General features: G+C 69.7%; 25 protein-coding genes. 10 read left to right on the top strand and 15 right to left on the bottom strand.

Annotated elements, in window-relative coordinates:
* The first annotated feature begins 87 nt into the window (after window positions 1–87).
* On the top strand, window positions 88–279 hold the full coding sequence (locus tag ACFYE1_RS16125; RefSeq protein WP_387745117.1) for a transposase: 192 nt from the start codon (window positions 88–90) through the stop codon (window positions 277–279).
* A 392-nt stretch (window positions 280–671) separates the two neighbouring features.
* On the opposite strand, the gene ACFYE1_RS16120 is transcribed toward ACFYE1_RS16125, so the two are convergent.
* From ACFYE1_RS16120 to ACFYE1_RS16100, 5 genes are all read right to left on the bottom strand, one after another.
* Window positions 672–1,784: a M14 family metallopeptidase gene (locus ACFYE1_RS16120; protein WP_387745114.1), complete on the bottom strand. Its 1,113-nt coding sequence runs from the start codon at window positions 1,782–1,784 to the stop codon at window positions 672–674.
* A 5-nt stretch (window positions 1,785–1,789) separates the two neighbouring features.
* The gene (locus ACFYE1_RS16115; RefSeq protein WP_387745111.1) at window positions 1,790–2,158 is read right to left on the bottom strand and encodes a hypothetical protein; all 369 of its coding nucleotides are present in this window, start codon (window positions 2,156–2,158) and stop codon (window positions 1,790–1,792) included.
* Window positions 2,155–3,711: a S8 family peptidase gene (locus tag ACFYE1_RS16110; protein WP_387745108.1), complete on the bottom strand. Its 1,557-nt coding sequence runs from the start codon at window positions 3,709–3,711 to the stop codon at window positions 2,155–2,157. Before ACFYE1_RS16110 ends, ACFYE1_RS16115 begins: the two co-directional genes overlap by 4 nt.
* Before the next feature lie 227 nt (window positions 3,712–3,938).
* Window positions 3,939–4,349, bottom strand: a complete 411-nt coding sequence (locus ACFYE1_RS16105) for a VOC family protein (RefSeq protein ID WP_387745105.1) — start codon at window positions 4,347–4,349, stop codon at window positions 3,939–3,941.
* Window positions 4,346–4,639, bottom strand: a complete 294-nt coding sequence (locus ACFYE1_RS16100; protein ID WP_387745102.1) for an ArsR/SmtB family transcription factor — start codon at window positions 4,637–4,639, stop codon at window positions 4,346–4,348. Before ACFYE1_RS16100 ends, ACFYE1_RS16105 begins: the two co-directional genes overlap by 4 nt.
* A gap of 381 nt (window positions 4,640–5,020) precedes the next feature.
* Between ACFYE1_RS16100 and ACFYE1_RS16095 the strand changes: the two genes are divergently transcribed.
* Window positions 5,021–6,082, top strand: coding sequence for a hypothetical protein (locus tag ACFYE1_RS16095; protein WP_387745099.1), 1,062 nt, complete (start codon window positions 5,021–5,023; stop codon window positions 6,080–6,082).
* A gap of 161 nt (window positions 6,083–6,243) precedes the next feature.
* On the opposite strand, the gene ACFYE1_RS16090 is transcribed toward ACFYE1_RS16095, so the two are convergent.
* Window positions 6,244–7,080 carry a class I SAM-dependent methyltransferase gene (locus ACFYE1_RS16090; RefSeq protein ID WP_387745096.1) on the bottom strand — a complete coding sequence of 279 codons (837 nt, stop codon included), beginning with the start codon at window positions 7,078–7,080 and terminating at the stop codon, window positions 6,244–6,246.
* 158 nt (window positions 7,081–7,238) lie between these two features.
* Window positions 7,239–8,891 (bottom strand): LuxR C-terminal-related transcriptional regulator, encoded by a 1,653-nt coding sequence (locus ACFYE1_RS16085; RefSeq protein WP_387745094.1) that lies wholly within the window; start codon window positions 8,889–8,891, stop codon window positions 7,239–7,241.
* A gap of 102 nt (window positions 8,892–8,993) precedes the next feature.
* Here ACFYE1_RS16085 and ACFYE1_RS16080 point away from each other — a divergent pair, with 102 nt between their 5' ends.
* Window positions 8,994–9,374, top strand: a complete 381-nt coding sequence (locus tag ACFYE1_RS16080; protein ID WP_387745091.1) for a helix-turn-helix domain-containing protein — start codon at window positions 8,994–8,996, stop codon at window positions 9,372–9,374.
* Between the two features lie 24 nt (window positions 9,375–9,398).
* Here the strand turns inward: ACFYE1_RS16080 and ACFYE1_RS16075 are convergent, their stop codons facing one another.
* Both ACFYE1_RS16075 and ACFYE1_RS16070 read right to left on the bottom strand, forming a co-directional pair.
* The gene (locus ACFYE1_RS16075) at window positions 9,399–10,001 is read right to left on the bottom strand and encodes a ClpP family protease (protein ID WP_387745089.1); all 603 of its coding nucleotides are present in this window, start codon (window positions 9,999–10,001) and stop codon (window positions 9,399–9,401) included.
* The gene (locus ACFYE1_RS16070; protein ID WP_387745086.1) at window positions 9,998–10,618 is read right to left on the bottom strand and encodes a ClpP family protease; all 621 of its coding nucleotides are present in this window, start codon (window positions 10,616–10,618) and stop codon (window positions 9,998–10,000) included. Before ACFYE1_RS16070 ends, ACFYE1_RS16075 begins: the two co-directional genes overlap by 4 nt.
* A 196-nt stretch (window positions 10,619–10,814) precedes the next feature.
* Between ACFYE1_RS16070 and ACFYE1_RS16065 the strand changes: the two genes are divergently transcribed.
* Window positions 10,815–13,217: an ATP-binding cassette domain-containing protein gene (locus ACFYE1_RS16065; protein WP_387745083.1), complete on the top strand. Its 2,403-nt coding sequence runs from the start codon at window positions 10,815–10,817 to the stop codon at window positions 13,215–13,217.
* Window positions 13,218–13,339: 122 nt separating this feature from the next.
* Here ACFYE1_RS16065 and ACFYE1_RS16060 read toward each other — a convergent pair whose 3' ends face one another.
* Together ACFYE1_RS16060 and ACFYE1_RS16055 are read right to left on the bottom strand one after the other, a co-directional pair.
* On the bottom strand, window positions 13,340–14,284 hold the full coding sequence (locus ACFYE1_RS16060) for a glycoside hydrolase family 26 protein (protein ID WP_387745080.1): 945 nt from the start codon (window positions 14,282–14,284) through the stop codon (window positions 13,340–13,342).
* A gap of 132 nt (window positions 14,285–14,416) precedes the next feature.
* Window positions 14,417–16,369 (bottom strand): glycosyltransferase, encoded by a 1,953-nt coding sequence (locus tag ACFYE1_RS16055; RefSeq protein ID WP_387745077.1) that lies wholly within the window; start codon window positions 16,367–16,369, stop codon window positions 14,417–14,419.
* A gap of 286 nt (window positions 16,370–16,655) precedes the next feature.
* Here ACFYE1_RS16055 and ACFYE1_RS16050 point away from each other — a divergent pair, with 286 nt between their 5' ends.
* Both ACFYE1_RS16050 and ACFYE1_RS16045 read left to right on the top strand, forming a co-directional pair.
* Entirely contained in the window at window positions 16,656–16,988 is a 333-nt protein-coding gene (locus ACFYE1_RS16050) for an STAS domain-containing protein (protein ID WP_387745075.1), read from the top strand.
* Window positions 16,981–17,415, top strand: a complete 435-nt coding sequence (locus tag ACFYE1_RS16045; protein ID WP_387745072.1) for an ATP-binding protein — start codon at window positions 16,981–16,983, stop codon at window positions 17,413–17,415. Before ACFYE1_RS16050 ends, ACFYE1_RS16045 begins: the two co-directional genes overlap by 8 nt.
* Window positions 17,416–17,500: 85 nt before the next feature.
* Here the strand turns inward: ACFYE1_RS16045 and ACFYE1_RS16040 are convergent, their stop codons facing one another.
* The gene (locus tag ACFYE1_RS16040; RefSeq protein WP_387745070.1) at window positions 17,501–18,679 is read right to left on the bottom strand and encodes a PP2C family protein-serine/threonine phosphatase; all 1,179 of its coding nucleotides are present in this window, start codon (window positions 18,677–18,679) and stop codon (window positions 17,501–17,503) included.
* An 84-nt stretch (window positions 18,680–18,763) separates the two neighbouring features.
* Here ACFYE1_RS16040 and ACFYE1_RS16035 point away from each other — a divergent pair, with 84 nt between their 5' ends.
* Together ACFYE1_RS16035 and ACFYE1_RS16030 are read left to right on the top strand one after the other, a co-directional pair.
* Window positions 18,764–19,369, top strand: coding sequence for an alpha/beta fold hydrolase (locus tag ACFYE1_RS16035; RefSeq protein WP_387745068.1), 606 nt, complete (start codon window positions 18,764–18,766; stop codon window positions 19,367–19,369).
* 146 nt (window positions 19,370–19,515) lie between these two features.
* Window positions 19,516–19,827, top strand: a complete 312-nt coding sequence (locus ACFYE1_RS16030; RefSeq protein ID WP_387745065.1) for a transposase — start codon at window positions 19,516–19,518, stop codon at window positions 19,825–19,827.
* 130 nt (window positions 19,828–19,957) lie between these two features.
* Here the strand turns inward: ACFYE1_RS16030 and ACFYE1_RS16025 are convergent, their stop codons facing one another.
* The 3 genes from ACFYE1_RS16025 to ACFYE1_RS16015 form a co-directional block, all read right to left on the bottom strand.
* A complete protein-coding gene (locus ACFYE1_RS16025; RefSeq protein ID WP_387745062.1) occupies window positions 19,958–20,593 on the bottom strand; it encodes a hypothetical protein in 636 nt (211 codons plus the stop codon).
* Window positions 20,594–20,718: 125 nt separating this feature from the next.
* Complete coding sequence (locus ACFYE1_RS16020; protein WP_387745059.1) at window positions 20,719–21,690, bottom strand: neutral zinc metallopeptidase; 972 nt, start codon at window positions 21,688–21,690, stop codon at window positions 20,719–20,721.
* A 192-nt stretch (window positions 21,691–21,882) separates the two neighbouring features.
* A complete protein-coding gene (locus ACFYE1_RS16015) occupies window positions 21,883–22,494 on the bottom strand; it encodes an arsenate reductase/protein-tyrosine-phosphatase family protein (protein ID WP_387745056.1) in 612 nt (203 codons plus the stop codon).
* 323 nt (window positions 22,495–22,817) lie between these two features.
* On the opposite strand from ACFYE1_RS16015, the gene ACFYE1_RS16010 reads away from it, so the two are divergent.
* Both ACFYE1_RS16010 and ACFYE1_RS16005 read left to right on the top strand, forming a co-directional pair.
* Window positions 22,818–24,677, top strand: coding sequence for a GH25 family lysozyme (locus ACFYE1_RS16010; RefSeq protein WP_387745053.1), 1,860 nt, complete (start codon window positions 22,818–22,820; stop codon window positions 24,675–24,677).
* Window positions 24,674–25,834 (top strand): CAP domain-containing protein, encoded by a 1,161-nt coding sequence (locus ACFYE1_RS16005; protein ID WP_387745050.1) that lies wholly within the window; start codon window positions 24,674–24,676, stop codon window positions 25,832–25,834. The genes ACFYE1_RS16010 and ACFYE1_RS16005 overlap by 4 nt, the downstream gene beginning before the upstream one ends.
* Window positions 25,835–26,208: the final 374 nt, after the last annotated feature.

The following is a 26,208-nucleotide window of genomic DNA, read 5'->3' as shown; positions in this document are numbered from 1 at the left end:
ACCCAAGACTAGAAATCGATGAACTGATCCCGATCAGCTCACAAGAAAATCAACGTCGGCGCATCCAGGCTGAGGAGCAGAGTCGCCATGACGAGGCAGAAGGTGTCTCATCAGCTGGTCAGGGACCAGTTGTGGGGGTTGCTGGAACCATTGATCCCATCGCCTCCGCCGGCCATGAACAAGCGTACCGGCAGACCCCGGGTCGACGACCGGGCCGCTCTGGAGGGCATCTTGTTCGTGCCCGCCAACGGCACCGCCGACGAAGTTGCTGCACACTGAGCTGGGCTCGGTTCCGGAGTCACCTGCTGGCGTCGGCTGCGGGCCTGGCAGAAGGCCGGAGTGTAGGTGAAACTCCACGACGCCGGGCTCGACCAGCTCGGCCAGGACGGGGCGCTCGACTGGTCCCGGACCTGTCTGGACTCCGTCAGCGTCCGGGCGAAAAGGCGGCGAGCTGACGGGGCCAAACCCCGCAGATCGCGGCAAACTCGGCACGAAGCACCACGTACTGGTCACCGCTGACGGGCTGCCGCTGGCGGTGTCCATTACCGGAGCCAACCGGCACGACTCCATGCTGGTGGAGCCGATCTGGACGGGCTGGCCCCGATCAAGGGCCGAGTCCGTTACCGCGTCAGGACTATTGAAACCATCTTTGAGTCCGCCGAATGGACCGTTCAGGAGGCTCTCTGCTGATCGGTCGACGCCTGTCCCTCGCTGCGGGCCTCGCCGGCGACTTCGGCGGCAAGGGCGATCAGGCCCGCGGACACCTCCCGGATGACGTGTTCGGCCTCCGTCCAGGGGGGCTGGAAGCTGTGGGCGCACTCGATCGTGAAGCCCAGCACCCGGGAGCGCTGCGGGTCGGACAGGTGCCGGCTGTAGGCGTAGTCGTCGCTGGTCCCGGAGGTGGGGTACAGCCCACCGAAGGACGGCACGACCTCGTACACGTCGCCGCGGACCTGCCGGATCGCGTTGCTCATGGCGGTCCCGAGCGCCACCTCGGCCTCGAGGTCCTCGGCGGGGAGGTACTCGCGGTAGGCGGTGTCACCGGGGATCCCGCGCAGCATGTCGAAGTCGGGGTTGCGGAAGTTCTGCTGCGGGTCCGTGGTCTGGTGTTCGTCGCTGCCCCAGTTGTGCAGGATCACCGGGACGAAGCTGTGCACGTCGACGTGCCAGCGGATCCCCGGGTGGGTGTCCAGCAGGTGCACCACGTTGCGGGTCTCCGGCTCCGAGGCGGCCGAGGGCCCGTGGTAGACCTGACGGGGATCGCAGGGATCGGCGGAGGTCGCCACCTCGGCCTCGGGATGGAAGGTCGCAGTGTGGTCCCAGAGGAAGTCGAAGTTGCGGTTGATGTCCACCCCCGTGCAGATGCCGCCGGCCGGGTGCGGACGCCGGTTCTTCCGCCACATCGGTTCCGCGGTCTGGCTGTGGTGCCGCCCGTCCGGGTTCACGCAGGCAAAGACGTAAAGGTTGGTGCCCTCCAGCACCTGCCGCACCCGGTCAGCGGGGACCTGGTGGTTCCCGTAGACCAGGCCCGTGCCGAGGGTGCCGGCCTCCAGCAGGTCGGCGGCCAGGGACACGAGCGCGTCCGGCGGCACCCACTCCCGGGCGTGGACCCCGCCGAGGAGCAGCACCCCGTTCCGGTCCGGGTCGGCCCCGATCCGCAGGCACCGGGTGCGCCGGCCCTCGTGGGTGGGGTGCGGCAGCTCGATGAGCTCCGTGAGCTCGGGGTACTCGGCGGCCAGGGACTGCAGGGCCGTCTCGATCTCGTCGACGTTGAGGTAGGTCATGGGAATCAGCGCTTCTCCCCGAGGCCCCGGACCGGAGCCAGTGGCGTGCCGCGGACGGTCTCCCCGCCGCGGGTGGCGTCACCGCCGCTGAACCGGTTGCCGAGGCCGACCTCGGCCTGGCGCTGCCGGCCGACGGCGGTGGCGTTCTCCCGGACCTCCAGCTGCACCCGGCCGGCGGAGCGGGAGCTCCGGGCGGCCTCGAGCCGGTCCGCCGACAGGTAGGCGTCCACGACCCAGCCCTCGGCCTCCCGCCGCGGGGTGGCACGGCAGCCCAGGTCCGCGCCGGTCTCCCGGGCGAAGACCCGCAGGTCCTCCAGCTCGGCTGCTCGGGCCTCCACGTGGATCAGCGGAGGCAGCTCGGCTTCGTTGCTCATGACATCCTCCTCACCGTCGCGGGGAGCAGCTGCTCCGCCGCCTGCACTGCGGCCGCGGCGTTGACCCGCCCGAAGCCGTAGTCCTCGTTGTGCCCGGTGGCGTCGTACGGAACGCCACCGATCTTGTCCGCGGTCCCGCGCATGATCGTCCGCAGCTCGTCGCGCGTGAGCCTCGGGTTGACGGCCAGCGCCAGGGCCGCGCAGCCGGCCGCGCACGGGGCCGCGTAGCTCGTCCCCGTCGCCGGGCGATAGCCGCCGTCGCCGCCGGTGCTCAGCACGTTCACGCCCGGCGCGATCAGCTCGACCTCCGGCCCCCGGGCCGCGTGGTCCTCGAGGTCGTCGTGGGTCGAGCGGACCACGGCGATCACGTCCGGGTGGGAGACCACCTGGTCCAGAAGCACGTCCACGTTCTTGCCGTTGCTGGCTGCCCAGAAGACCGCCATGCCCGCTCCGTTCCGACCACGGCGCAGGGCATAGGACAGCGCCAGGTCGAGCGCGATGGCCAGATCCCACACGGCCACGTTCGGGCCCAGGCTGCAGACCAGGACGTCGGCCCCCTGCGCTGGACCGGCCCCGGGAACCTCCAGGGACGGATCGGCAGCATAGGCCACGGCTCGTGCCAGGGTCGCCTGGTCGCCCACCTGGTCCGGCAAACACGCGAGCAGCATCAGTCCGCACTCCGGGGCGGCGCCGGAACCACCCCGGTCATTGCCCTGACGGGCGCCGACCAGACCGGCGCAGAACGTCCCGTGGTCAGTGACCGGCATGGCGATCGCGCCCGGGACGAACTGCGGGCGCGAGGCCGGACCGGGAGCGGAGGCGACGAAGGAGCCCGACGTCGCGAGGACGCCGCCCCGCAGGTCCTCGTGGGTGACCAGGAAGCCGTTGTCGATCACGGCCACGCGCACGCCGGCTCCCCTGGTCGTGCCCCAGGCGGCCTCGGCCGAGACGTCTGCGCCGGGAGTGCCGCCGGACTGGCCGGTGTTCGACCACTGCCACTGCTCCCCGTACCGAGGATCGGTCGGAGCTGCCCTCCCGGGGATGTGCTCCTGGAAGCTGGGCTCGGCGATCTTGACCCGGGGCTCGTCGTGCAGAGCCACGGAGGCCTCCAGGGCGTCCGGATAGGCCGTGGCGTCCACCTCGAAGAGGTTGGGCGCGAAGCGCAGCCGCCCCACCAGCTCCAGGTTCAGGTCCGCGAGGACCCCGTCGGCCTCGTCCTCGGGGATGTCCTCCTGCAGCTGGACCACCAGGCGCCGCGTGACGATGGCGACGCGACCGTCCCGGCGTCTGACGAGCTTGCCTGCTTCCTGGACCGGCCCCTCCCCGGCCCGTCCTCCGGGGAAGCGACTGGTCTCGGGAGTGGAACGGACGAAGTGCCAGTCGGCACGTCGGAAGGCTTCGACGCTCTCCCCCGGCAGGCCCAGTTCGTCGGCGCCGACCTCGGTGCCGAGCGCATGTCGCACGGCGGAGCTGCCGGCCGACCTCACCGGGATGATGCCCTCGACCTCCTCCAGCGTTCTCCGTTCTCCGCGCTGGTAGTAGGTCCGTTCCACTGCGTTCCTCCTGGAATCGTGGCGGCCGGGTCGCACCGCGGAGTGGGGCCACGAAGATCACGCCCCGCGGCCGACGCCGCGCCGGCGTCGCCGTGACTGCAATCCAATCACCCCATCGTTGCTCCCGCATCATTTTTTCGTCCTGTGGCGCGCAGCCAGCTCGACCGTCCACCGGGCGCTCACCAGCGGAAAGACACCTCGTGGGCGTTGCCGGCCCTTCGCCGCGCTCACTGCCCGGCGGCGGCCTCCGGGTCGTTCAGCTGGGCGATCTGGAGGAGATTGCCGCAGGTGTCGTCGAGCACCGCAGTGGTCACCGGGCCCATCGGCGTCGGCTCCTGCACAAAGTGCACGCCGAGTGCGGTGAGGCGCTCGTACTCGGCCTGCACGTCCTCGACCCCGAAGCTGTTGAACGGGATGCCGTCGGCCACGAGGGCCTCCTTGAGCGGGTGGACGGCAGGGTGCTCGGAGGGCTCGAGCAGCAGCTGCACCCCGTCCGGGGCCTGGGGCGAGACGACGGTCAGCCACCGGTAGGGCCCGGCCGGCATGTCGACCTTGAGCTGGAAGCCGAGCTTGTCGGTGTAGAAGTCCAGGGCCTTCTGCTGGTCGTCCACGAAGATGGAGGCGTAGGTGATGATCACGGTGTGTCCTTCGGAGGAGGCGGCAGGGAGTCCAGCCACTGCCGCGCGTCGGTGAGCGGGGAGGTGTCCAGGTGGTGCACCGTGGTGCGCCCCTGCACGGTGGTGGTCACCAGGCCGGCCTCGCGCAGCACGGCCAGGTGCTTGGTCACGGCCTGGCGGGTCATGGCCAGGCCGTGGTCGTTGATGAGCCCCACGGTGAGCTCGAAGAGGCTCTGGTCGTTGCGCGCGGCGAGCTCCTCGAGCAGGATCCGCCGCGCGGGATGGGCCAGCGCTTGGAACACGATGTCCACGCCGTCAAGATAGGCAACCTACTGGTTGCCGGTCAAGGGTTCAATGCTTGACGTCATCGCCGTCTCCATCGATACCCAGCTCTTCACATCTACGCGGAGGTCGATGTCCACGACATGACCACAGGTGTGGTCACGGCCTCCCATCGAGTGCCCGGCTCGGCGCACACGTCCGCGTGCTCCGAGCCGCCGGCAGTCGGTGATGGTCAGCCCCCGGTGCCTGCACGCAGCATGTCGCTGCCGTGCGACACACCGCTTGCGCTGTCCACAGCTCCGCGCCGAGTGCGGCAGGCCCAAATTCGTAACCTGGACAAAGGTCTAGGTGAGCGCCGAACGAATACGTATGGTCTTAAGCAACCCCCCATGCCTTCGAGGAGATGACCCATGTTCAAAATTCGTAGCGTGATCGCAGTCGCGGGGCCACTGCTCCTCGCGGGAACGCTTGCAGCGCCTCCGGCACATGCGGACCACACACCTGAGCACACACGCCAACAGGCGCGCCAGCAGACGTGCGAGCAGGCAGGCGGAACTTACACGGCCGGCCCGATCGAAGAGCCTGGTCGGGACCGCTGTCTCGTCGTCACAGAGACATCCGTCACCGGACCGTACGGTGCGCCGACCACCACGTTCAGCGAACCTCGGCCCGACGACACGAGCGCGATCGTCCTCAACGGTCCCTCGACTCCGGACGGCGAGCCCACGACTGCATCCGAGTTTCGCGATGTCGGTGATGCGACCGACGTCGTGACGGTCATTCCGGACACGCCCACGACGACCGAACGCACCGAGCGTGGCACACCGACCAGCGCTGAGGCCCCCGGCACGCGCGACTGCGAGCGCGTCAACAACGACAACGCCAAGAAGCCGGTCGAGAAGTGTGAGCGCACAGTCGTCACCACCACGACGACGCCCACCACCGTGTACACCACGGTGACCACGCCGCAGACCGAGCGCACGGTCACGACGCAACGGCGCGAGGAGTGCCGCACGACGACGCAGCAGACCAGCTTCGTGCGGACGACGACGCAGGGCCAGGTCCAGGACCGGACGGTCTCGTACCGACAGCGCACGATCACCACGACCACCACGACCACCTTCTCGTTCAACGGCCGGGATCAGCTGCAGCAGATCGTCTTTCCGAGCGCGCCAAACCCGCGCATCAGGATGGAGACCGTAGAGGCCGAACCGCTCATCACGTCCAGGACCACCAATCCGATTCAACCCAGTATCAAGACGGAGACGCTTCCCGGTGAGCCGATCGTGACCGGACCGGTGTGCACGCCCACTGATCCCAAGATCACGACGACCAATCGTGAGCTTGAGCCCCTCATCGTCGAGACCAGCCGCCCCGGCGATCCGGTCGTCACGACGTCCACGCGAGGCACCGGTCAGACCTGCTACAACAATCCCTCCAACGCGGAACAGCGCCGCAACACCTGCTCCTAGCGCCGGCGCGATGGCCCGGCACCCAGGGCAGCATGCAGGGTGGGGACGCGCAGCGTCCCCACCCTGCATGCCTGACGTTCATGGCCCGGAAGCTGTCCCGCCCCTCGTCTTTGGCGGTGACCTCCGGGGCCGCTGGTGCTGGTGGGCTCACCCGAAGTGGATCACGGCCGGGTGCCGATCGCCACCAGGTACTCGATCTCGAACCGTGCCCGCTCGGGAGTGCCCCGGTTCCACTCGTCGCAGAGCTGGTCGAGCGCCTCGTCGAACTCCGCGGCGCGGCCCTCGCGTTTCGCGTTCGCGCGGACGGCGATGGTCGGGCCGTAGTTCGCCTTGAAGTGCTCACCGAAGTCACGGGCCCGCTCGAACGCCGTGACCTCGAGGACATCGCGGACGACCTTGTGGAACTCCACCCGTCCGCCGAAGAGTCCCCGCAGGTGCTCCTCGCTCCCCCACAGCGGCGGGGGCTGCACGCCCGGCGGCGGGGTCGGAGCGAAGGGCTTCATCGTGCGGAAGAGCTCACCGACCATGCCCTCGGGCGTCCAGCTCAGCAGTGCGACGGTCCCGCCGGGGCGGCACACGCGCACCAGCTCGTCGGCCGTCTGCTGGTGGTGGGGCGCGAACATGGCGCCGATCGAGGACATCACGACGTCGTACGAGGCGTCCTCGAACGGCAGGTGCTCGGCATCGGCCTCGACCCACTCGAGGTCGAGTCCTGCGACCGCGGCGCGCTGCCGGCCGTCGGCGAGCAGCTCGGGCGTCAGGTCGCTGGCGGTGACGCGGGCCCCCGTAGCGGCCGCGGGGAGGGAGGCATTGCCGGTGCCGGCGCCGACGTCGAGGACGCGCTGTCCGGCGCCGATGCCGCTCGCCTCGACGAGGCGCGGGCCCAGCGGGAGCAGGAAGGTCTTCACCATGGTCGGGTAGTCGCCGGAGGCCCAGATGGCGCGGTGCTTGGCTTTGAGCTGCTGGTCTGCCGACTGAGTACTCGTGGTCTGGCTCATGACGGGATCTCCTGGTCGATGGGACGGGTGCTTCGGGTCGAGGCCTGCTGCTGGAGTGCTGTGGAGCTGTGTCATGCCGTCCAGCATCCGCCGACCGACCGGGCGGAACATCGGGAGAACGCCCTATTCGTTCCCCATCCCTCCCCTACTCCTCGTCCCTACCCCTTGTCCCTGGCCACCGCATGCGCGGCCGCCTCCGTGCGGTTGTGCACGCCGAGCTTCATCAGAATCCGGCTCACGTGGTGCCCGGCGGTCTTCTCGCTGATCCCCAGGGCTCTGGCGATCCGCGCGTTGGACATCCCGAGGGTGATCAGATCGAGCACCTCGTGCTCGCGCGAGGTCAGTTCTCCGCCGTTCCTCGGCCGGGGGCTCGTGCCGCCTCCCAGATCGCGCAGGAGCTGGGCCGCGAAGTCCATCTCCCGCGACGCACCCAGTGCGCGGAAGGCGGCCAGGGCGGCCACCGCCTCCTCCCGTGCCAGCTCGCGCGATCGACCCATCACTGATCGGGCCAGTGCGAGCCGGGCCAGACCGGCGTCCAGCGGCATAGCCAGAACGCCGAAGGCGCGCAGCGCCCGCCGGGCGCGCTCGGCGGCCGCGTCCCGGTCTCCGGCGGCCAGGGCGCACCGTGCCCCGGCGAGATCGGCACGCGCCGAGCCGAGACGCATCCCGGACTCCCCGGCGATCCGGTCGAGACCCGCGGTGGCGGCCTCCGCAGCCTCGAGGTCCCCGGCCGCCAGGCAGGCGTCGACGAGGGCCGCCAGCAGCTGAGCGGTGCGCACCGCGTGGCCCTCCGTCTCTGACAGGCCGCGCTCGAGCAGGGAGACGGCCACCTGCGGCCGCCCCTCGGCGATGTGGAGCAGAGCCAGGGCGCGCAGCGACGCGGGGTGCTCCTCGCGCCCGGACAGCAGCTGTTCCGCCTCGCGCAGGCGGCCCTGGTGGATCCGCAGCTCGGCCAGGGAGGCGAGGGCCGGGACGCTCAGCTCCGGAATGGACCGGGCATGGTCGGCCACGGCGGACTCCAGCGCGGCCTCGGCCTCGGTCCAGTGGCCCGTGGCGATCAGCACGTCGGCGTGCACGGTCCGGCAGACCCCCATGAGCGGTGCCGCACGGTGGGCCTGCGCGAAGGCCTCGACGTGCTCGCACCACTCCCTGGCCCGTTCCCACTCCTCGGCCTCGGCGCAGGCCGTGACCAGATGGCAGTAGGCCGAGCCCACGGTGTGGATGTTGCGGACCCGTCCCGCCGTGGCCGCAACCATGGCCTCCTCGAGCAGGCGCAGGCCCGGCTCCCGGTGGCCGGCGGTCAGCTCCGCGCGGCCGAGCAGGCTCAGCGCGAGGACCTCGAGGTCCTCCGCGCCGGTCTCCCGGCCGATGCGCAAGGCCCGTTCCGCCTGGGTTGCCTGGTCGTCGACGGACGTCGCCTGCTCGGCCCGCCCGATCGCCACCCAGCCGTGCCCGGTGCTCGTGGGGGTGCCGTCGACCACCCGCTCGGCCCGCGCGAGCCAGCCCCGCGCCGCGGACGGACGGCCGGCGATCATGTGTTGCTCGGACACCCAGGCCGCCACCCGGGCGGCGTCGTCGAACCGGCGCAGTGCCGCATACCCCGCGAAGGCCCGCTCTCGCCACTCGATGCCCTCGGCGACCCGGCCCTCGAACCACAGGGCGAGGCCCAGGCCCTCGGCGGCCACCGCGTCCCCGGCGGCTCCGTCGCCGGCCAGGACACGCTCGAAGACCAGGCGCGCGCCGGCCCAGTCGGACCGTTCGAGTGCCTCCGTGCCCTCGTGGATCAGGTCGCCCACCTGCGGCGAATCCATGCGAGCAGTATCCCACCGCGCCCGCCGCGTGGACAGGACACCGAGATCTGCTCACAGCAGATGACCCGCCCGTCGGCGTCCGTCCGGACCTAGCATGGGTTCATGAAGGACGTGATCCGCCCCACTCCGGCCTACCTCCCGGCTCCTGCGCCGCGGGAGCGTGCCGCGCCGCGAGCTCCCGTGGACCCGCTGTGGCGGTCGGTGCTGGGGATGTTCCTGCGCCGGCACCGCCTGGCGCAGGATCTGGCGCTGGCGCAGGTGGCCCGCACGGCCGGGGTCTCCACCCAGTACCTCTCGGAGATCGAGCGCGGGGTGAAGGACCCCTCCTCGGAGATCATCGCGGCGGTGGTCGGCGCCCTGGGGCTCGGCCTGGTCGACCTCACCGAGGGGACCACCGGCGTGCTGCTCGACAGCGCCCCGGCCGCCCGGACGGCTCCGGGCGGGCCGGTCCGCCTGGCCGGTCCCGTGGCCCTGGCCGTCTGAGCGCTCGCTCCGGCCCCGCCCGTCTCACCGGGACCGGTCCTCCCGCGGCGTCACCACCCGGTCCGCCACCCCGTAGCGCACCGCCTGCTCGGCCGTGAGCACAAGATCCCGGTCCGTGTCCTCGCGCACCTGCTCCGGGCTGCGCCCGGTGTGCCGGGCCAGGACCTGCTCCAGCTGCTCCCGGCTGCGGGCGATCTCCTCGGCCTCGAGGATGAGGTCCGGGATGGTGCCCTGGCCCTGCGCGGCCGGCTGGTGCAGCACCACCCGGGCGTGGGGCAGCACCGAGCGGCGTCCCGGGGCGCCGGCGGCCAGCAGCACCGCGGCGGCCGAGGCCGCCTGGCCCACGCACGTGGTCTCCACGGGTGCGCCCACGTGCTGCATGGCGTCGTAGACGGCGAGCATCGCCGTGGTCGACCCGCCCGGGGAGTTGATGTAGAAGCCGATCGGCTGGTCGGAGCCGTAGGAGTCGAGGTAGAGGAGCTGGGCGATCAGGACGTTGGCGACCCCGTCGTCGATCTCGGTGCCGAGGTAGACGATCCGCTCCACGAGGAGCCGGCTGAACACGTCCATGCTGCGCTCGCCGTTCGGCGTGCGTTCGACGACGTAGGGCACGGGGTAGCTGCTCACGACCCGACCCCCGCGGCGGCCGTGGTGGCGGAGCGGGGCCGCACGTCGTCGAGCCCGGCGATGACCCGGTCCACGAACCCGTAGGCGAGGGCCTCCTCGGCGGTGAACCAGCGGTCCCGCTGGGAGTCGGCCACGATCCGCTCGAGCGGCTGACCGGTGTGCTCGGCGATGAGCCCGAGCACGGTGTCCCGCGTGTGGCGCAGGTCCTCGGCCTGGATGGCGATGTCTCCGGCGGTGCCGCCGATGCCGGCCGAGCCCTGGTGCAGCAGGATCCGGGCGTGCGGCAGGGCGCTGCGCTTGCCCGGGGTGCCGGCCGAGAGCAGGAACTGCCCGGCGCTGCAGGCCAGTCCCATGGCGAGGGTGGACACGTCGTTGGGGATGATCCGCATGACGTCCATGATGGCGAGCATGGCCGGGACGGAGCCGCCCGGGGAGTTGATCCAGAGGGCGATGTCCCGCCGGGAGTCCTCGGCGGAGAGCAGCAGCAGCTGCGTGCAGAGCCGGTTGCCGGTGGCCTGGTCGAGCTCGGCCCCCAGCACGATGATGCGCTGCTCCAGCAGCCGGGAGGCGAGCTCGTCGTCGATCGGGGTCCTGGGTGGTGCGGTGGTGGTGTTCATGGGCCCAGCGTGGACCCGGGCGCTGCGCAGCGGAACCCGTTTCTGCTGTGCGCGGCTCTGCCCTGAGCGGCTCTGCTCTCAGCTCCGCTGAATCCTCGAGCGCCGGCCGGGCCGGACGTATGCTCGGAACCGGTCGGATCGAACCGGGCCGCCCCGTCGGGAATCCCGACGTCGGCGCCCCAGGGATGGAGACACGATGAGCACGCCCCCGCACCAGGACCCGCACTCCCCCACGCAGCCACCCGCGCCGCACGTGGCCGACAGCCACGACCTGATCCGCGTCCAGGGCGCGCGGGAGAACAACCTCCAGGACATCAGCGTGGACCTGCCGAAGCGCCGGCTGACCGTGTTCACCGGCATCTCCGGCTCCGGCAAGAGCTCCCTGGTGTTCGGCACCATCGCCGCGGAGTCGCAGCGGCTGATCAACGAGACCTACAGCACCTTCGTGCAGGGCTTCATGCCCACGCAGGCCCGGCCCGACGTCGACGTGCTCGACGGGCTCACCACCGCGATCATCGTGGACCAGGAGCGGATGGGCGCCAATGCCCGCTCCACCGTGGGCACCGCCACCGACGCGGACGCGATGCTGCGCATCCTCTTCAGCCGCCTCGGGCAGCCGCACATCGGCACGGCCAAGGCGTTCTCCTTCAACGTCGCCTCGATCAGCGGCGCGGGGGCGGTCACCATGGAGCGCGGCGGCAAGACCGTCAAGGAGCGGCGCAGCTTCAGCATCACCGGCGGCATGTGCCCGCGCTGCGAGGGCATGGGCTCCGTCAACGACTTCGACCTCACCCAGCTCTACGACGCGTCCAAGTCCCTCAACGAGGGCGCGCTCACCGTGCCCGGCTACAGCGCGGACGGCTGGTACGGCCGGATCTTCGGCGGCTCCGGCTTCCTCGATCCGGACAAGCCGATCCGCGACTACACCGAGACCGAGCTGCACGACCTGCTCCACAAGGAGCCGACCAAGATCAAGGTCGACAACATCAACCTCACCTACGAGGGGCTGATCCCCCGGATCCAGAAGTCGTTCCTGTCCAAGGACGTCACCGCGCTGCAGCCGCACATCCGGGCCTTCGTGGAGCGCGCCGTGACGTTCACCGCCTGCCCCGAGTGCGGCGGCACCCGGCTCAGCGAGGCCGCCCGGTCCTCGAGGATCCGCGGGATCAACATCGCCGAGGCCTGCGCGATGCAGATCAGCGACCTCGCCGCGTGGGTGCGCGAGCTGGACGAGCCGTCCGTGGCGCCGCTGCTCACGGCCTTGGGCGAGACCCTCGACTCGTTCGTGGAGATCGGGCTGGGCTACCTCTCGCTCAGCCGGTCCTCGGGCACGCTCTCCGGCGGCGAGTCCCAGCGCACCAAGATGATCCGCCACCTCGGCTCCTCGCTCACCGACGTCACCTACGTCTTCGACGAGCCGACCATCGGACTGCACCCGCACGACATCGAGCGGATGAACAGCCTCCTGCTGCGGCTGCGGGACAAGGGCAACACCGTGCTGGTGGTGGAGCACAAGCCGGAGACCATCGCGATCGCCGACCACGTGGTCGATCTCGGCCCCGGCGCCGGCACGGCCGGGGGCACCGTCTGCTACGAGGGGACCGTGGCGGGACTGCGCACCGGCGGCACCCTCACCGGGCGGCACCTCGACGACCGCGCCGCCCTGAAGTCCTCGGTGCGCACCCCCTCCGGAGCCCTGGAGGTGCGCGGCGCCGACACCCACAACCTGCGCTCCGTGGACGTCGACATCCCGCTCGGCGTGCTCACCGTGCTGACCGGGGTGGCCGGCTCGGGCAAGAGCTCGCTGATCACCGGCTCGGTGCTCGGCCGGGAGGACGTGGTGTCGATCGACCAGGGCGCCATCCGCGGCTCCCGCCGCAGCAACCCGGCGACGTACACGGGGCTGCTGGACCCGATCCGCAAGGCCTTCGCCAAGGCCAACGGGGTGAAGCCGGCGCTGTTCAGCGCCAACTCGGAGGGCGCCTGCCCGGCCTGCAACGGCGCCGGCGTCATCTACACGGACCTGGCGATGATGGCCGGTGTGGCCACCACGTGCGAGGAGTGCGGGGGCAAGCGGTTCCAGGCCGCGGTGCTCGAGCACACCCTGGGCGGGCGCAACATCGCCGAGGTGCTCGCGATGCCGGTCGAGCAGGCCGAGGAGTTCTTCGGCGCCGGCGATGCGCGGACACCGGCCGCGCACGCCATCCTGCACCGGCTCGCCGACGTGGGGCTGGGCTACCTCAGCCTCGGCCAGCCGCTCACCACGCTGTCCGGCGGCGAGCGCCAGCGGCTCAAGCTGGCCACCCACCTCGGCAAGAAGGGCGGCGTCTACGTCCTGGACGAGCCGACCACCGGTCTGCACCTCGCCGACGTCCAGCAGCTGCTGGGCCTGCTCGACCGGCTCGTGGACTCCGGCAAGTCGGTGATCGTGATCGAGCACCACCAGGCGGTCATGGCCCACGCGGACCGGATCATCGACCTCGGTCCCGGCGCCGGCCACGACGGCGGCCGGATCGTCTTCGAGGGCACCCCCGCCGAGCTCGTCGCCGACCGCTCGACCCTCACCGGCGAGCACCTCGCCGCCTACGTGGGCGCCTGACGCAGACTCCTCCCCGCGGTCCCGACGCGGCAGTGCCCCGTCACGACCGCGGCCGCCCCGTCACGCCCGTCCGACCCTCCGGCTCGGCCGCCGGGTGAGCCAGCGGCGGACGTCGCCGCAGGTCAGCGCAGCTTCGCCACGGCGCGGCGGTACGCGGTCCGGGCGGTGGCGGAGGAATCGACTCGCCAGTCCCGCTCCTTGTCCTCGTGGAACCAGATGACCCCGCGCACGTCCCCCTGCCGGGTGAGGTAGTCGAAGAGCTGGCTGATCCAGTCGGCCTTGGAGTGCTCCGGTGCGCGACCTTCGGCTGACGCCGTCTCCGTCACCACGATCGGCAACCGGGTCCCCAGGCCGCGGAGCTCCGCCAGGCCGGAGTCGAAGAGCTCCGCGGGCGTGGTCCAGGACAGCGGAGGCTCCGGCGACCCCCAGTTGTAGCCGTCGATGCCCAGGACGTCGACCACGTCCTCCCCGGGGAAGAAGTCGGCGAGCTGTGCACCCTCCGCGTCGGCCCCGGACGCCGGGATGTTGGGCGCCCAGCACCAGCGAACGTTGGCGGCCCCGGCCGCGGCGAACCGGTCGTGGACGTAGCGCCACGCCCGGACGTACTGGTCGGCGGTGTTGCCCTGAACGCCTGTCCCCCACGGGTACCAGTCGCCGTTCATCTCGTGGGCGAACCGCAGGACGACGTCGTGGCCCCACGAGGCCAGGGCGGCTGCCCAGGTGCCGATGCGGTGATCGTGGTCCCCGGCCGGCATCCGGGCCAGAGCGAAGGCCGGCTGGTGAGCGGCGTCCGCGGGCGCCGTGTCCATGGGCGGGGCGTACCAGGGCTCCCAGGTGAGGACGGGGGTGGCCCCCTGGGCCCGCACGGCGTCGAGGGCACCCAACGGTGGGGTCTCGTGGGTCCAGTCCCGGAAGAGCAGCATCCACTGGGGTGCAGCACCGATCATGGCGGTGAAAGCCGGCCCGTCATGCGGCCCGTGGGGCAGGAAGACCCCGTGCTCCAGCGGGTGAACGCGGTGATGGGGAGGGAAGGTCTCGATGGTGGTCCTGTCCGAGCAGGCGGTCATGAGGGCCGCCGTTGCTGCGGCGGTGAGGACGGAGCGTCGGGTCGGATGGCGGGTGTCCATAGTGGTGGGTGCCCAGCTCCTGGCGATTCTTGCCGGTGTGGCCCTACCCTGTTCACGGGGCACGGGGTGACATCAGTGGGCCTCGCTGCGTGCGGGCTCCTCCTCCGGGGTGAACCCGTCGTAGCGCACGGCCTTGATCAGCACGCTCAGCACCACGAGGTCGAACACCACCCAGGCGACGTTGACCAGGGTGCCGAGCGGCTCGTTCAGGCCCACCGCCAGACGGACGGTGCCGACGACTGCCGCCGCGGCGAGCAGGCCCATGGCGATCAGCTGAGGCCGGATCAGGTGCCAGTCGAGGCTGTTGCCCTCCTTCACCTTTGGGGTGACGGCGAAACCGAGCGGGCGTCCGAACCACACGTTGCGCGCGGCGGTGGTGCACGCCTTGATCCAGGTGGGGAAGAGGGCCAGGCTGTACTGCTGCCCCCGCCAGGTCTTCGCCCCCCGCCCGGCCACCGCGAACAGCAGCTGGTTGATGATCATGAAGGGGACGAACCGGATGAAGAAGTCCGTGCTGAGGCTGGTGACGGGCAGGACGCCGAACAGGAGGTAGATGATCGGCGCCGCGATGTAGACCACCGCGGCGAAGCCGGACAAGTAGCTCCACATGGTGGCGAAGTACATGAGGCGTTGAGTCCACTTCATGCCCCGCTTGGACAGGGGGTTCTCCCGCAGCAGCACCTGGATGGTGCCCTGGGCCCAGCGCAGGCGCTGGGTGAGCATGGTCTTGAGGTCCTCCGGGGCCAGGCCAAGGGCCAGGATCTCGTGGTGGTAGACGCTTCGCCAGCCCATGGCGTGCATCCGCATGGAGGTCGCCATGTCCTCGGTCACCGAGATCGTCGCCAGCGGCATGACCGGCTGCGCCTCGTCGCCGCGTTCCACGGAGATGGCGTCGAGCACCGCCTGCACGGACTCCAGGGCCCCGAGCGGGGACCACTCTCGGGCGGAGAGCTGCGCGACCGCTGACTCGACCTCCTCGGGGGAGAGGTGATCATGGCCGGCGTTCAGGCCCATCGCGGAGATCTCCGCCAGGTCCGCCTGCAAGGCCGAGAAGTCCGCGGCGACGAGCGCCTGGACGGCGTCGTCGACCGTGCGGCGCAGTTCGTAGGTGATCTCGCTGTAGGAGCGCCCGGCCTTCAGATCCGTCTGGGCCTTCCGGGTGGCCTGCTCCACCTCGTCGAGCAGCCGGGCGACCACCGGGTCGGCCGCCTGGGCCGACCTGCGCGCCCTGCGCACCGCCGAGCGCGAGCCCTTGAGCGCGCTGCGGATGTTGCGCTCCACTTCCTCCACGTAGCCGACCAAGCCCAGCTGCATGAGCGCCTCGCGGCGCAGGATCGCGTTGGAGCCGCAGAAGAAGGCGGCGTTCCAGCCGTCCTTGCCCTGCTGGAGCGGACCGTAGAACAGGGGCGCCTGGCTGCCGAGCGGATCCTCGTCGGGAACGTTGACGAAGTACTGCGGGGTCTGGACGAGGGAGACCTTGCGGTTGTTGAAGTAGCCGAGGGTCCGGTCCAGGATCTCGGGTTCCGGGATCTGGTCGGCGTCGAGGATGAGCATGAACTCGCCCTGGGTGAGCATCAGGGCGTTGTTGAGGTTGCCCGCTTTCGCGTGACGGGGCCGGTCCTTCCACTCCGCGCTGCGGGTGAGGTAGCCGATGCCGTGGGCCTCGGCCAGCTCCTGCAGCTCCTCGCGCGCCCCGTCGTCGAGGATCCACGTGGCGTGCGGATACCGGATGCGCTGGGCGGCGAGGGCGGTCTCCATGACCATGTCCAGCGGCTCGTTGTAGGTGGTGATGAAGACGTCCACGGTCATTCCCGGCGGAGCCGGCGGGGGCGTGCGCTCCTTGAGCCGCCACATCGTCAGACCGAACAGCATCACGTCGATCAGGCTGTAGGTCTCGGCCAGCACCAGCGGCACCGCGATCCACCACGCCGACCAGTTCAGGGACTCCATCCACCGCCATCCCACGTAGTTCACGCCGAGAATGACGGTCAGCACGACCAGCAGGCGAATCACGAAACGGTGCACATCATCTCCCCGGTGGTGTCCTGCGACGCGGGATCCCCTCCCACGGTCATCCAGCTTAGTGTGGTGCACGGCAGATGGTGACACGCAGTGGTCGTGCCGGGGCCACTCCAGGCCCGCACCGACGGTCGTTCCCCGTGGTGGTCGCCCGGTGGGCATGCCACCGGTTCTCCCCGGGCGGTGATCATCTGCTCGATACTGTGGTGCATGAGTCCCGGGTGGCCGGCGTCCCGGTGTCGCCCACCACTGATCCCACGACCGGGGACACCTGCGGAGGAAAGGAAAACCGTTGAACTTCACTGTGGAGGATGCTCCCGGCTACACCGTGGTCGCCGGCACCGGACGACTGAACATGGTGCAGGCACCGAGGCTGCGAGAAGTCGTGGCCCAGGTGGTCGCCGACGGCCATCATCACGTCGTCTTCGACATGGCGGGGGTGGAGTTCATGGACTCCTCCGGGCTCGGCGCCCTGATCGGCTGCCTGAAGCTCGCCCGGCAGGCCGGCGGCGACCTGCGCATCGCCGATGTGAACGACCAGGTGCGCATGGTGCTGAAGCTGACCGGCATGGACCGGGTGCTCACCCCCTACGGCTCCGCACAGGAGGCCTTCCCCGATGCCTGAGAGCCTGGCACGCCGGTCCCGCCGGGGGCCGGCGAGGGCCGAGACCGTCGAGGCGGTGCACCAGGACCTCGACAGCCTGTGGGCCGAGGCGGACTTCGTTCCGGAGACCGACAGGATGGCTTTCACCCTGGCGGTGCTCGAAGCCGCGACCAACGTCGTCGACCATGCCGAGCCCGCCACCGAGGCCGCCGTGGAACTCGAGGTCGACGTCACCGCCGCACCGTGCCGGCTCCAGGCGAAGGTCTACGAGATCGGTGCCGCTCCCGTCGACCTGGACCTCGAGGCCATCCCCGAGGCGGAGGAACTGGCGGAGTCCGGACGCGGCATCGCGCTGATCCAGGCTCTGGTGAGCACGGTGGTGTTCGAGCGCCACGGCGCCGACAACGTGTGGGAGCTGCGCCGGGAGTACCACGGGGACCAGCCGTAGCGTCGCCCCGACGACAGCGCAGGCCTCCACCGGCGCCCCGTCAGCGACGACTCGGCGAGCCCGCCATCACCAGCCCTGACCCGGCTCAGGCAACACGGCGCAGGGCCAGCACCGTCGTGTCGTCCTCGGCGACGGAGGAGTCGGCGTAGTCGCTGCACAGCGCCACGAGTTCCTCGGCAGTCGTCGCCAGGGTGTTCAGCACCGCAGCGGTGGAGACGGCCTCCTCGAGGTCGGCGAAGAAGTCCAGGAACCCGTCGGAGACCACCAGCAGCGTCTCCCCCGGCTGGAGGGTGTCGGTGTGGAGGTCCCAGGTCCAGTCCGGCATCACCCCCAGCGGTGGTCCGGAGGAGACCAGCTGACGCCAGGTCCCGTCGGGGCGCAGGATCAGCGCCAGGCCGTGGCCGGCGTCGATGTACCGGATCTCACCGCTGCGGGTGTCCAGCTGGGCGATGAACGTGGTGATGAACGCCCCGGCCTCCTCCAGCAGCGGCGTCAGCGCCCCGGCCGCGCGCGTCATCGCCTCGGGCGCGGCGTTGTACTGGAAGGTGCCGCGCAGGACTGCTCGGGCCGAGGCCGCCAGCAGGGCGGCCGGGATGCCCTTGCCCATCACATCGGCCACCATGATCTGCACCTGCTCTCCGAGCACCATCCAGTCGTAGAAGTCCCCGCCCAGCGCTCTCGCGGGCAGGCACCGCCCGGCAGCTTCGATCGTGGGGGTGGTGAGTCCGGCGCGGGGCATCAGCATCTGCTGCACCTGCTCGGCCCGCTCCATCTCCTGGGCCGCGGCCAGCTCGCGTTCGACCCACCCGGCCATCTCGCCCAGCAGGCGCCGCTCCCGCTCGTCCAGTTCCCTCGGGTGGTCGTCGACCAGACACAGCGACCCCACCGGTTCCCCACCGGGGGCGTGCAACGGGTGCCCTGCGTAGAAGCGCACCGGGTCCGGCGCGGTGATGAAGGAGCTGCCGGTGAACCGCTCGTCGGTCACCGCGTCCGGCACGACCAGCAGCTCGTCGGCCTCCACGGTGCGGGCGCACAACGAGTCGGTGCGCGTGGCGTGGACCAGTCCGTCCAGACCGGTCTCGGCCTTGGTGAACTGCCGGCCGGTGTCGATGAGGTTCACCGCAGCGGCCTTCACCCCGAAGACCTGCTGGGCGATGCGCACCACCCGGTCGTAGCGCTCCTCCCGCGGCGTGTCGAGGATGTTCAGCGCGTGCAGGGCGCGGACCCGGGCTTCTTCCTCCGACGTCTCAGTTTCCACTGTCATGTCCCCTACGCTACCGACCCACCCTGTGTGCCGGCGGCCCTGACCCCGGACCGACGGTGCTGTCGTTCCGGGCCACGCACGGGCATGGCCGTGCTCCAGGGCCAGGTCACACCACAGGAGAGCGAGACCGGCCGGGCGCGAGTCCTGGAGACGGTGGGCACTAAGGAGCTCGCCGAGGACAGGCCTTTCGTCATGGAGATCTCCCTGGCCGGAGGCATCGCCTTCCGGGAGCTGGACTTCGCCCCCGAGCCCGACGGGATGATCTTCGACCCCGCCCTGGACATGGCGTCCGCCGCCGGCCAGTTCCCGTCCTTCGAGTCGGAGCCGTTCGACCTGCCGATGTCACTGCTCGGCTTCGACCGGCCGGTCACGGTGCTCTCCGGGGACCGCGACCTGCGCACCCCGCGACCGATCGCGGAGCGGACCGCCGCGCTGCTGCCCGACGCCGTCCTGGTGCCGGCCCCGGGAGTGAGTCACAGCGCACCGGACACCCACCCGGCGCTGCTGCGGGCCGTGACGACCGCTGTGCGGGACGCACGTCACCGGCAGCTGCCGTCCCGCTCCGCGGAACTGGCCCGGCTCCCCCGCGAGGGCGGTTCCTCCGTGTGGCTCCAGGGGATCGTCCGGGCGCACCTCGGGGCAGACCGATGGCGCACCGCCCCCCGCGCCGCTCCGATCCCCCGCACCTGACCCGGCCGTACCGGTTCGACCACGCCCCACCGTGAGTGGAAATTCTTCGGCAGTGTTCGGTCAGCAGGCATCAGGGCTCCTCGCGAACGATCGCTTCACAGCCTGATCATCGCCCATGTGACCAGGAACCCGTTCTTCGTGACGGCGTGGCCGATCTGAACTCCATGGAGAAATGGTCTCCGCAGTTCGAGTTCGGGGGTAGCCAGGCCCGCCGGTCGGTGACGATCATGGACGCCATCGCCCGGCCGAGAGCCGCCGCGAGACTGGTCAGCGACCAGTTCTGGACGTTGCTGGAACCCTGGAATCCTCCGACTCCGCCGGCGGAGAACGGGCGGACCGGTCGCCCTCGTGTCGATGACCGTGCCGCACTGCAGAAGATCCTGTTCGAGTTCGAGACCAGCATCGGGAGGGAAAAGCCCCCGGCCGAACGGGGCTTCGGCTCGGGGAGCACCTGCTGACGCCGATGACGTGCCTGGCGAGCAGCCGGGGTGTGGGACAAGTTCCACATGACGCACCGCTGCGACCATTCTGGCGATTTCCCTCAGCCGCACCCGGCGCATGCCTCGGAGGGACTCATGACATCGTCTCTCAGGCCCGATAAGGACACTTGCTCGGATCCGTCCACAGGTAGTCGTAACAGGGGTCGGTCCGGTGCCATTCGCCAGCTACCCCACCAAAAGGAGCTCCTGGCATGGGGCCGATGATCAGATCACGTGTTCCTTCTGCATTTTCCCGGAAACAGACTTCCCCAGGGCCAGGGTTGCAGCCGCTCCCGGTCAGTTCTGAAGGATACTGACTCCAGTCGACGACGGGGTTGGTTTCGTCGATCACTCCGTCCTCATTGGTGTCGAACACGAAGAAGTCTGGCAGATGGTTCAAAGGGCTGTGGGACGGGTATGCGATCGTGGAGAAGTCGTACCCGTAAGCGTCAGGGCAGGAATTCTGATCCAGATCAATCCACAGAACGGTCAGCCCGTCCTTCGTCACGAAATTCGCGTCCCAGACGTTGTCCGGCTGTCCGTTAGGCCCTGTGCGGTCCAATACGGTGGGATCAACATCCACAGTCCCGTCCATGTCGTACATGTCATACGGGGAATAGCACGGCCCCGCCGAAGGACGTGCAACCGTAGGTGCGCTCCACGCCGCACCAGCCTGGGCCAGCGGTATGACTGTGGCAGCCATGATGGCAGAAATCACCCATCCGGCTCGAAATGGATGAGTCATCTTCGGTACCTCCCAATGTTTACTGTGAGCGGCGTGGCCGTGCTGTCTTCATGGACGGGCCGACGCCTCGCGTTGCGACGTCCTTGGAGATAGGCAAGGCGGTAAAGGACGCAGGCATCGGGCGCCTACCCTTTGTAGATCGGAGAAGCGAGTGCATAGTCGTTGCAACCGCGCAAGCCATTGTTGTACCCGTGATTCACCGCGATGCTGCGTTCTTGGATGGTCCCGTGAGTGCGTTTCACATCATTTTCATCCGCTGCGATTTCCCGCAGGATCCCACCCACGTCGACCAGGTCGTCCGGGTACTCGAGGACCTTGGACATCTCGGCCGAGTAAATCCAGGCACCCGCGACGCAGTCGGCCTGGTTTTCCCGATCGACACCTTCCGTCAGGGTTGTGGGTGCAGGGATTTGCATGACGACCTGCAAATGATGACCCCACTCATGTGCGTAGGCCATGGCTGGGGCCGCATCGCCAATGTTGTAATACCTCCACAGGGAGTCCTGCCCTATGTAGATCGAGCGGTCTGCTCCACAATAATAGTAGGCCTGACTGTCGTACGGCGCGTTCCCGTTCCCGTCCGGGGAGGTGCATGGTGAGAACCCAGTCTCGCCTGCCGGAATGTAGTAGACATTGGCCGGCTTGTTCTCCGCCCCATAAAGGTTCTCGAATACGGGGTCGACAAGCTGCATGACATGGCTCAAAAACGTTTCCATGTCCGCATAGGAATGGCATCCCTCATGAGACCCTGTCGGGCAGGGGGCTGTTGGTGCGACGGGTCCCGGCAGAAGGCTGGACGCGGCATAGGACGATTGAAATTCCGAGGGGGTCACCCTTTCCATGGTGGTGGGTTGTCCCCAGCTGCCCGTGCTGGTGGAAGCCAGGATGGCGCCGGCAAGGAGCCCTGCGGCAATAGATCGACGACTGAAAGGCATGGTGCGGCCCTGCGATTCATAAAATCCTGTGCATGAATATTTTTGCGCATCGGTGCGGCTGGCTGTCGCATGTGCGTCATGCTGACGGCGGCATCCTACGATACGCCTACCGTAAATGCTCAGGGGTACGTAATTCGTCTGTTCACCTTCTGAAACGGACACATTTCCGCATCTGCATGCTCCAGAATGATTTGCAGTATGCAATTGTCCTAGTCGCGATCGTGCATGCACCAATTTTGCGCACTTCGACGTGGATAGTGTTACAGAGTCTTAAGTTCCCTGACGGGAGATGCGCAGAATACACACGCCGGTGAGGCAGCGTGATACCTGTGCGCCTATGCCCCGCGAGGCGCGCTACGGGGCCGTGGGCACGCGTTCTGCGTAGCGCCGCTCCCAGGCGAGGATCGCGTCCGTGGCCTCGAACAGCTCGTCCGCCATCTGCTGGAGCACCGCGTCCTCCTGGCGGTAGGGGTCGATCACGTCGTTGCGCTCGGGGTGGCGCACCGGCACCCGCTGGCGCAGCCTCGGCGCCTGCTGGACCAGCCACGCCCAGCGCTCGGCGCGGTCCGCCGGCACGGCACGGTCGAGCTCCGGGTCGGTGGAGAGGTACAGCAGGATCCGGGCGAACTCCCGCAGGGTGAAGACCTTCTTCAGCAGCCGCGGCGATTGCTGGAGCACCGGCTGGGTATGCTCCCGGGCCATCACGAGCACCAGGTCGACGTCCCGCAGCACGTCCGGGGTGACCTGCCGGGCCCGGTGCGCGGCGGCGGCCTCGAGTCCGCGGTCCTGGGCCAATTTGCCGACCCGCTGCTCGAAGCCCTCGTCCACCAGCGCGTGCATCCCGGCGCTCGTCACCTCGAAGCCGCCGGGCGAGATGCCGTTGAGGCCGTGGTCGAGCTCGACCGCCGCCATGGGTGAGCGGCACACGTTGCCCGTGCAGACCGTCAGGATGCGCGTGGGGGCCATGGTTCTCCTCTGGGGGGTCGAGTCCGGTTCATCGTATCCGGGACGGAGCCCCGAGCAGGCTCTTCGCCCACCGACCGGGTTCGCGCCGCTGACAGGAGTCGGGGCGCCGCCGGTCCGTCGTCGTTGTACCCGGAACGAAATCACTACGCGCAGAGAGGTACGGGCGCGTAACACGGCCCGTCGTTATTGTTTATTTATGCAAACGCGCCTTTATACTCGACGTGGCTCCGAGGATCTTCCCCCCATCCCGATGGCCTTGCACGAGTCGTTCCCCCCAACGATCCATGCGAGTTAGGCGTTCCAGCGTGAAAGCAACCCCCCGAATGACGCTGCCCGCCGCCATCACGGCGGCGGTGCTGGCCATCACCACACTGACCCCGGTCGCGGCCCTGGACGAGGCCACCACCACCCGATCGACCACCCTCTCCGAGGAGCGGCAGGGCAACCTGGTCTCCAAGGTCGTGGAGTCCGGCGGCGAGATCGTCTCCACCCTGGTGGACGGGACCACCGGCGAGGCCGTCCTTCCCGACCCGGCGCGTGCCGGCACGCAGCCGGCCGCAGGCGACCCCCACGGTGGCGCCGTGATGGGGCAGTGGGCCAAGTCCGACAACCACTTCGAGCAGCTGGCCGCGAGCTCCGCCCGCACCGCCGACGAGCTCTCCGGCAACACCGACGACGACGCCGGTGCCGGCGCTCCGGACGGCGACACCGCGGAGGAGGCCGTCGCAGGGGTCGCGTCCGCCGATCCCCTCGGCGCCGCCGCGTCCTGGGCCCCCAGCGGCATCAAGGGCACGGACGTCTCCAACTGGCAGCCGTCCCTGAACTGGACGAGCCTGTGGAACCAGGGCTCGCGCTTCGCCTACGTCAAGACCTCCGAGGGCGACAGCATCCGCAACAACCTCTTCGCCCAGCAGTACGCCGGCGCGGGAGCGGTGGGCATGTACCGCGGCGGCTACCACTTCGCCATCCCCACCCGTGACTCCTCCGGCACCAAGCAGGCGGACTACTTCCTCAACAACGGCGGCGGCTGGTCCGCGGACGGCAGGACCCTGCCCGGCCTGCTCGACGTCGAGAACAACCCTTACCCCTCCCTCTACGGCAACCAGTGCTACAACTTCAGCCAGTCCGAGATGGTCAGCTGGATCCGCGACTTCTCCAACCGGTACAAGTCCCGCACCGGGCGCCTGCCGGCCATCTACACGAACTACTACTGGTGGCGGGACTGCACCGGCAACTCCACCGCGTTCAACGACCACCCGCTGCACATCGCCTCCTACGGGGCCGCGCCCCTGAACCCCGGGGGCTGGTCCACCTACGACTTCTGGCAGTACACCGACGCCGGCTTCACCGAGAAGATCGACGCCAACGTCTACCGCGGCAGCGCGGCGCAGCTCCAGGACCTGGTGCGCAACCGCTACTACAAGCCCCTCGGCGGCAAGGCACCGGCCGGCACCACGACGCCCCCCACCCAGGTGGCCCCCGCCGGCTACGTGGTCAAGGGCGGCATCGGCAACCAGTACCGGGCCCTCGGCGGGTCCTCGGTCTTCGGCACGCCGACCATGAACGAGCGCGGCGGCCTGGTCAACGGCGGCGTGTACCAGCGGTTCTCCAAGAACTACACCTTCTACTGGAGCTCCCCCACCGGGGCGTGGCCCGTGAACTTCAACGGTGCCATCGGCCGGAAGTTCACGGCGAACCGCTACGAGAACGGCTTCGGCTACCCCACCACCCGGGAGATCACCGGGCTCACCGGCGGCGGCGCCTATCAGGTGTTCCGCAGCGGGAGCGCCGTGACCAAGGTCCTGTGGAGCCCGGCCACCGGCGCCCAACCCGTCCGGGAGACCAGCGGGATCGGCGGGGCCTGGAAGCGCGGCGGCTACGAGCACGGCTACGGCTACCCCTCCACCCCCGAGGTCGGCGGTCTGGTGAACGGCGGCGCGTACCAGCTGTTCCGCAACGGCAACGACGTCCACAAGATCCTCTGGAGCCCCGGCACCGGCGCCCACGCCGTGAAGGAGAACAGCGCGATCGGCCGGGAGTGGAAGGCCGCGGGCTCCGAGCGCGGCTACGGCTACCCGACCACGGGCGAGTACCGCTACGGCACCGAGGTCCGCCAGAAGTTCTCCAAGAACTTCACCGTGCACTACTCGACCACCACGAAGAGGACCTGGGTCACCCGATGAGCAACGCCAAGCACCGCGCCCCCGCGCGCACCCGCACGCCCGGCCGCCTGGCGCTGACCGCGGCGGCCCTGGCCCTGGCGGTCCCCGCCACCGGGATCCTCACGGCGGCCCCGGCCGCCGCGGCGACCTCGGACATCGTCACCGTCTCCTCGAGCACCCGCTCGGCCGACACCCAGCGGCTGCTCGACCTGATCAACGCCCACCGCAAGGCCAAGGGCCTCACCCCAGTGAAGTACTCGGCCACGCTCTCCCAGATCAGCCAGGAGCAGTCCAACCGCCTGGTCCGCGAGGAGGTCATCGACCACACGGACGACTTCTGGAAGGACAAGCGCGCCGGCAACTGGGACGCCGTGGGAGAGATCCACTCCGTGTCCTGGCAGGGCACCGTGACCGAGCTCATGACCTGGTGGAAGGGCTCCAAGGCGCACAACAAGGTGCTCACCGACCCCGACATGGACGTCATCGGCATCGGCCTGACCTACGTGGACGGACAGCTCGCCGGGAACAAGCAGGGCTGGAAGCTGGTCGGCACCGTGGGCTCCTACGGCTACCCCGCCGGCCAGGCCCCCGCGGACGCCCGCACCACGGTGGGCACGGTCCCGACGACGGCGCCCACCGCGCCGATCACCTCCGCCGGGTACGAGGTGCGCGGCGGGATCGGCCGCCAGTACCACGCCCTGGGCGGGGCCGCCGCCTTCGGCGCCCCCACCATGAACGAGCGCGGCGGCCTGGTGGGCGGCGGCGCCCTGCAGAGCTTCGCCAAGAGCGCCACGTTCTACTGGAGCGCCGCCACCGGCGCCTGGCCGGTGCGCTTCAACAGCGCCATCGGCCAGAAGTACGCCGCCGCCGGGTACGAGCGCGGCTACGGCTACCCCAGCGGCCAGGAGCGCGGCGGCCTCACCGGCGGCGGCGCCTACCAGGTGTTCCGCAGCGGCGCCACGGTGCACAAGGTGCTCTGGAGCCCCCGGACCGGGGCGAAGGCCGTGAAGGAGAACAGCGCGATCGGCCAGCGGTGGAAGTCCGCCGGCTACGAGCGGGGCTACGGCTACCCGAGCACCGACGAGTACCGGTACGGCTCCGAGGTGCGCCAGCGGTTCTCCAACGGCTACACGGTGCACTGGTCCTCGATCACGAAGCGGACCTGGGTCACCCGCTGACGCCGGCTCCGCCGACCGGCCCTCCCACTGCCTCCGGGCAGCGGGAGGGCCGTCCTCGTTGCGCACAACGACATGCCCGGCGAGCGGAGCCGTGGCTTGCACCTGCATCTGCATCTACACCTGCCACGACGATGCGCAGAGCAGGCCGTGCACGTGTCACAAACCGGCGAATCCGAGCCGGACTCGACGTAGAACTTGTAGTCCGGATGACCCACACGAAGTAGTGCCCAGGCGAATCACCTGTTTTCGAGATGGCCGGTTCCACAATGCTTACCTGGCGCGAACTTATGCAGCTCGGCCTAATACTGCAACGACAGTTTGTGACCTCTGCGTTTGTAGTGGCCGGCACGGGCGCGTGCTTGACTGGTGCGCCG

The sequence above is a fragment of the Kocuria nitroreducens genome (assembly GCF_042879195.1).
GTDB lineage: Bacteria > Actinomycetota > Actinomycetes > Actinomycetales > Micrococcaceae > Kocuria > Kocuria nitroreducens.
This window is presented reverse-complemented; position numbering and strand designations above follow the sequence as displayed.

Bases quoted from the DNA above. Each gene is read 5' to 3' on its own strand.
- ACFYE1_RS16120 (WP_387745114.1), bottom strand. From the start codon at position 1,784: ATGACCTACCTCAACGTCGACGAGATCGAGACGGCCCTGCAGTCCCTG.
- ACFYE1_RS16025 (WP_387745062.1), bottom strand. From the start codon at position 20,593: ATGACTCATCCATTTCGAGCCGGATGGGTGATTTCTGCCATCATGGCT.
- ACFYE1_RS16115 (WP_387745111.1), bottom strand. From the start codon at position 2,158: ATGAGCAACGAAGCCGAGCTGCCTCCGCTGATCCACGTGGAGGCCCGA.
- ACFYE1_RS16035 (WP_387745068.1), top strand. From the start codon at position 18,764: ATGGCCGTGCTCCAGGGCCAGGTCACACCACAGGAGAGCGAGACCGGC.
- ACFYE1_RS16005 (WP_387745050.1), top strand. From the start codon at position 24,674: ATGAGCAACGCCAAGCACCGCGCCCCCGCGCGCACCCGCACGCCCGGC.
- ACFYE1_RS16085 (WP_387745094.1), bottom strand. From the start codon at position 8,891: ATGGATTCGCCGCAGGTGGGCGACCTGATCCACGAGGGCACGGAGGCA.
- ACFYE1_RS16015 (WP_387745056.1), bottom strand. From the start codon at position 22,494: ATGGCCCCCACGCGCATCCTGACGGTCTGCACGGGCAACGTGTGCCGC.
- ACFYE1_RS16080 (WP_387745091.1), top strand. From the start codon at position 8,994: ATGAAGGACGTGATCCGCCCCACTCCGGCCTACCTCCCGGCTCCTGCG.
- ACFYE1_RS16070 (WP_387745086.1), bottom strand. From the start codon at position 10,618: ATGAACACCACCACCGCACCACCCAGGACCCCGATCGACGACGAGCTC.
- ACFYE1_RS16010 (WP_387745053.1), top strand. From the start codon at position 22,818: ATGACGCTGCCCGCCGCCATCACGGCGGCGGTGCTGGCCATCACCACA.
- ACFYE1_RS16060 (WP_387745080.1), bottom strand. From the start codon at position 14,284: ATGACCGCCTGCTCGGACAGGACCACCATCGAGACCTTCCCTCCCCAT.
- ACFYE1_RS16125 (WP_387745117.1), top strand. From the start codon at position 88: ATGACGAGGCAGAAGGTGTCTCATCAGCTGGTCAGGGACCAGTTGTGG.
- ACFYE1_RS16045 (WP_387745072.1), top strand. From the start codon at position 16,981: ATGCCTGAGAGCCTGGCACGCCGGTCCCGCCGGGGGCCGGCGAGGGCC.
- ACFYE1_RS16065 (WP_387745083.1), top strand. From the start codon at position 10,815: ATGAGCACGCCCCCGCACCAGGACCCGCACTCCCCCACGCAGCCACCC.
- ACFYE1_RS16090 (WP_387745096.1), bottom strand. From the start codon at position 7,080: ATGAGCCAGACCACGAGTACTCAGTCGGCAGACCAGCAGCTCAAAGCC.
- ACFYE1_RS16095 (WP_387745099.1), top strand. From the start codon at position 5,021: ATGTTCAAAATTCGTAGCGTGATCGCAGTCGCGGGGCCACTGCTCCTC.
- ACFYE1_RS16040 (WP_387745070.1), bottom strand. From the start codon at position 18,679: ATGACAGTGGAAACTGAGACGTCGGAGGAAGAAGCCCGGGTCCGCGCC.